Here is a 5,037-nt window from a genome sequence, read left to right on the forward strand (position 1 = left end):
CCGCGGGCGCGCTGTGGGCCGCCGGGACCGCGGAGTTCGCCTGGGCGCGCATCGCACCGGGGCCCCGGACCGGCACCGAGGTCGCCACCATGCTCGCCACCAGCGTGGTCATCCCGCCGCTGGCCGTACTGCACCGGGGCCTGGGCGGCATACGCCACCGCCGGGCCTCCGCCTGGGGAGGCACCGGATGAACTCCCAGCCCCGCCGCACCGCCCGGCCCGGCGGGCCGCCGCTCGTCCGGCCGGCCGCCGTGCTCTTCGACCGGGACGGCACCCTCGTCCACGACGTCCCGTACAACGGCGACCCGGACCTGGTCAGGCCGGTGGCCGGGGCCGCCGACGCCGTACGGCTGCTGCGCGCGGCCGGCATACCCACCGGCGTCGTCAGCAACCAGTCCGGTATCGGACGCGGCCTGCTCACCCACCGGGACGTCCGCCGGGTCAACGCCCGCGTGGACGAGCTGACCGGCCCCTTCGACGTGTGGACCTACTGCCCGCACCGCCCCGACGAGGGCTGCCCCTGCCGCAAGCCCCGGCCCGGCCTGGTCGTCGAAGCCGCCGCGCGCCTCGGCGTCCGCCCCGGCGACTGCACCGTCATCGGCGACATCGAGGCGGACGTCCTCGCCGCCCGGACCGCCGGCGCCGAGGGCATCCTCGTGCCGAACGCGAGGACCCGGCCCGAGGAGACCCGGGCGGAGGCGGACCCCGCGCCCGACCTCCTCACCGCCGTCCGCCGTCTCCTCGCCCGCCCGCACCCCGCCGGGACGGCCGCACGCGTGCGGGGGCGGACCGCATGAGGGCGCTCGTCGTACGACTCGACAGCTTCGGTGACGTGCTGCTCGCCGGGCCCGCCGTCCGGGCCGTCGCCGCGCACGCCGTGCACGTCACCATGGTCTGCGGGCCGCTGGGTGAACCCGCCGCCCGGCTGCTCCCCGGCGTGGACGAGGTCGTCGTCTGGCAGGCGCCCTGGGAGGGCGCCGACCCGCCGTCCGTGGACGAGGCGGACGTCCCCGGCCTCCTCACCGCCCTGCGCGGGGGCGCGTACGACACCGCACTCGTGCTGACCTCGTTCCACCAGAGCCCGCTGCCGACGGCACTGCTGCTGCGCATGGCCGGGGTGGCCCGGATCGGCGCCGACAGCGTCGACCATCCCGGCCGGCTGCTCGACGTACGCCACCAGCGGCTGCCCGGCCGGCACGAGGCCGAGGCCGCACTCGACCTGGCCGTCGCGATGGGCTTCTCCCTTCCCGCCGGCGACCGCGGCCGGCTGCGCGTCCTGCCGCCGCCCGACACCGCCGCGCTCACCGGCAACGGCCCCTACGTCGTCGTCCACCCCGGCGCCAGCGCGCCCGCCAGGGCCTGGGACCCCGGCAGGCACGCCGAGGCCGTCCAGGAGCTGGCCGACGCTGGGCACCGCGTCGTCGTCACCGGAGGACCGGCCGAGACCGGCCTCACCCGACTCGTCAGCGGCGACGTGGCCGTGGACCTCGGAGGGCGGACCAGCCCCCGGACCCTCGCCGGTGTGCTGCGCCACGCCGACGTCGTGGTCAGCGGCAACACCGGACCCGCCCATCTCGCCGCCGCGGTGGGCACCCCGGTCGTCTCGCTCTTCGCGCCCGTCGTGCCCGCGTCGCGCTGGGCGCCCTTCGGCGTGCCCTTCGTGCTCCTGGGCGACCAGCGCGCCCCCTGCGCCGACACGAGGGCCGTGCGCTGCCCGGTGCCGGGCCACCCCTGTCTTGACGGCGTCACCGCGCACGACGTGGTGAGCGCGGTGCACAAGCTCCGGAAGGAGAGCGCGTGAACATCCTCATCTGGCACGTCCACGGTTCGTGGCTGACCTCCTTCGTCCAGGGCCCGCACACCTATCTGGTGCCGGTCACCCCCGACCGGGGCCCCGACGGCCTCGGCCGCGCCCGCACCTGGGACTGGCCCGCGTCCGTCCAGGAGCGCACCCCCGCCGAACTCCGGGACGCCGGGATCGACCTCGTCGTGCTGCAACGCCCGCACGAGATCGAACTCACCCACGAGTGGACCGGCAGACGACCCGGCCGGGACGTGCCCGCCGTGTACGTCGAGCACAACAGCCCGCACGAGACGCCCGTGGACACCCGGCACCCGCTCGCCGGCCGGTCCGACGTCCCCGTCGTGCACGTCACCCACTTCAACCGCCTGATGTGGGACAACGGCCGCGCCCCCACCAGCGTCATCGAGCACGGCATCATCGACCCGGGGCCCCAGTGGACGGGCACCGAGCCCCGGGCCGCCGTGGTCGTCAACGAGCCCGTGCGGCGCGCCCGTACGACCGGCACCGACCTGCTGCCCGCCTTCGCCGCCGCCGTCCCGCTGGACGTCTTCGGCATGCGCACGGAAGGGCTCGCGGACCACCTCGGCCTCACCGGGGCGCAGTGCCGCACCTTCGACCTCCCGCAGGACGAACTCCACCGGGCCATGGCCCACCGCCGGGTCTATCTGCACCCGGTGCGGTGGACCTCGCTCGGGCTCTCCCTGCTGGAGGCCATGTTCCTCGGCATGCCCGTGGTCGCCCTCGGCACCACGGAAGTGCGCGAAGCGGTGCCGCCCGGTGCCGGAGTCGTCTCCAACCGGCCCGAGGTCCTCACCGACGCCCTGCGCCACTTCGCCGCCGACCACGCCCACGCCGAGCACACCGGCCGCCTGGCGCGGGAGGCGGCCCGGGCCAGGTACGGGGTCCAGCGCTTCCTGGACGACTGGGACCGACTCATGAAAGAGGTCACGCGATGACGCAGCCCATGCCGCGACCCGCCCGGATCGCCCTGGTGTCCGAGCACGCCAGCCCGCTCGCCGAACTCGGCGGCCCCGACGCCGGCGGGCAGAACGTGTACGTGGCCCAGCTCGCCGCGCGCCTGGCCCGCAGGGGACACGACGTCACCGTCTACACCCGCCGCGACCGGCCCGACAAACCGACCCTGGTGCGGACCGAATCGGGCGTGAAGGTCGTCCACGTCCCGGCCGGCCCGCCGACGGCCGTGCCGAAGGACGACCTGCTCGCCTGGATGCCGGACTTCGGCGCCTACCTGGCCAGGCTGTGGCGGCTCAACCGGCCCGACGTCGTCCACGCCCACTTCTGGATGTCGGGCCTGGCCGCCCTCGCCGGGGCGCGCGAGGCCGGGGTCCCCGTCGTGCAGACCTACCACGCCCTCGGCACGGTGAAGAGGCGTCACCAGGGCGGCGAGGACACCAGCCCGCCCGAGCGCGTCGACATCGAGACCCGGATCGGCCGCGAGGCCCACCGCATCATCGCGACCTGCGCGGACGAACTCAACGAGCTGACCGCCATGGGCATCCCGCGCTCCCGGATCAGCATCGTGCCCTGCGGCGTCGACACCGAGCACTTCGCCCCGGTGCCCCTCGCCGACCGGCCGCCCGGCGCCCCGCACCGGCTGCTGTCCGTCGGCCGGCTCGTCCCCCGCAAGGGCTTCGACCGCGCCGTCAAGGCCCTCGCCCGCGTCCCCGGCACCGAACTCCTCATCGCCGGCGGCCCGGAGGCCCCGCTCCTGTTCGCCGACCCGGAGGCCGAACGCCTGCGCAAGGTCGCCGCCGAATACGGGGTCGCCGAACGGGTCCGGCTCCTCGGCTGCGTACCGCAGGGCCTGATGCCCTCACTCATGTCCAGCGCGGACCTGCTGCTGTCCCTGCCCCGCTACGAACCGTTCGGCATCGTCCCCCTCGAGGCGATGGCCTGCGGCGTCCCCGTGGTGGCCACCGCCGTCGGCGGACAGCTGGACACCGTCGTGGACGGCGTGACCGGCACGCTCGTGCCGCCCACCGACGACGAGGGCCACGACCTCGCCGCCACCGTCCGCGACCTGCTCGCCGACCCCGGCCGGCGCGCCCGCTACGGAGCGGCCGGCCGCACCCACGCACTCGCCCGGTTCACCTGGGACGAGGTGACCGACGGCGTCTCCCGCGTCTACGCCGAACTCGTCCGGACCCCCCAGCCCTCGGAGGTGGCACGATGAAGCTGATCGCTCCCGGCCAGCACTGCGACGACCTCGCCCGCGCCCTCCCCGCCTTCCGCCGCGCCGCCGGCGTCACCGAACGCTGGGGCAAGACCCTGGCCCGCGTCCTGTCCGACGGCGGACGGCTGCTCGTCGCCGGCAACGGGGGCAGCGCCGCCCAGGCCCAGCACCTCACCGCCGAACTCGTCGGCCGCTACCGCGACGACCGCCCCGCCTACTCGGCGATCGCCCTGCACGCCGACACCTCCTCGACCACGGCCATCGCCAACGACTACGGCGTCCACGAGGTGTTCGCCCGGCAGACCTGCGCCCACGGCCGCCGGGGCGACATCCTCATGCTCCTGTCCACCAGCGGCGCCAGCGCCAACCTGCTGGAGGCCGCGCAGGAGGCCATGCGCATCGGCATGCCCGTCTGGTCCCTCACCGGTCCCGGACCCAACCCGCTCTCCACGACGAGCGACGAGTCGCTGTGCGTCGAGGCCGCCGGATCGGCCACCGTGCAGGAACTCCACCTCGTCGCCGTCCACATGATCTGCGAGAGCTTCGACCGCGAGATCGCCACCCGCACCGCCGCCCGCCCGGTGGCGGGCACCCCCGCCGAGGAGGACGCCTCGTGAAGCGCCCCGCACCCCTCGTCGTCGTCGGCGACTCGCTGCTCGACCAGGACGTCTCCGGCCACGCCGAACGGCTCGCCCCCGACGCGCCCGTGCCCGTCGTCGCGGACGCCGAGCACCGCACCCGGCCCGGCGGCGCGGCCCTGGCGGCCTGCCTCGCCGCGGCCACCGGGCGGGAGACCACCTTCGTCACCGCGCTCGGCGACGACGAGGCGTCCCGCACCGTGCGGAACCTGCTGGAGGACCGGGTCCGCCTGGTGGAGGTCCCGCTCGACGCGCCCCTGTCGCGGAAGACCAGGCTCATGGCGGACGGGCGGCCCCTGCTGCGCCTGGACGAGGGGGACGGGCGCGCCGCCGGCCCCTCGGCCGGAGCCGAGCAGGCACTCGCGGACGCCGCGGCGGTCCTCGTCGCCGACTACGGGCGGG

The 5,037-nt window shown here is 75.9% G+C and carries 6 protein-coding genes and 1 pseudogene; all 7 read left to right on the forward strand.

All coding sequences use genetic code 11. The annotated features are described in order from the left end of the window. Window positions 1-191 (forward strand): annotated as a pseudogene (locus tag G3I41_RS16555) (transferase); the annotation flags it as partial. After that, window positions 188-796, forward strand: a complete 609-nt coding sequence (locus tag G3I41_RS16560; protein ID WP_164400989.1) for an HAD family hydrolase — start codon at window positions 188-190, stop codon at window positions 794-796. The pseudogene G3I41_RS16555 and the gene G3I41_RS16560, both read left to right, overlap by 4 nt. Next, window positions 793-1,800, forward strand: a complete 1,008-nt coding sequence (locus G3I41_RS16565) for a glycosyltransferase family 9 protein (RefSeq protein ID WP_164400990.1) — start codon at window positions 793-795, stop codon at window positions 1,798-1,800. Before G3I41_RS16560 ends, G3I41_RS16565 begins: the two co-directional genes overlap by 4 nt. After that, window positions 1,797-2,759: a glycosyltransferase gene (locus G3I41_RS16570; protein ID WP_164400991.1), complete on the forward strand. Its 963-nt coding sequence runs from the start codon at window positions 1,797-1,799 to the stop codon at window positions 2,757-2,759. Before G3I41_RS16565 ends, G3I41_RS16570 begins: the two co-directional genes overlap by 4 nt. Further along, window positions 2,756-3,997 (forward strand): glycosyltransferase, encoded by a 1,242-nt coding sequence (locus G3I41_RS16575; protein ID WP_164400992.1) that lies wholly within the window; start codon window positions 2,756-2,758, stop codon window positions 3,995-3,997. Before G3I41_RS16570 ends, G3I41_RS16575 begins: the two co-directional genes overlap by 4 nt. Then, a complete protein-coding gene (locus G3I41_RS16580) occupies window positions 3,994-4,614 on the forward strand; it encodes an SIS domain-containing protein (protein WP_164400993.1) in 621 nt (206 codons plus the stop codon). The genes G3I41_RS16575 and G3I41_RS16580 overlap by 4 nt, the downstream gene beginning before the upstream one ends. Continuing rightward, window positions 4,611-5,037, forward strand: a 427-nt coding sequence (locus G3I41_RS16585) for a PfkB family carbohydrate kinase (RefSeq protein ID WP_343242144.1), incomplete at its 3' end; no start/stop codon positions are given. The genes G3I41_RS16580 and G3I41_RS16585, both read left to right, overlap by 4 nt.

Source organism: Streptomyces sp. SID9727, from assembly GCF_010550605.1.
Lineage (GTDB): Bacteria > Actinomycetota > Actinomycetes > Streptomycetales > Streptomycetaceae > Streptomyces.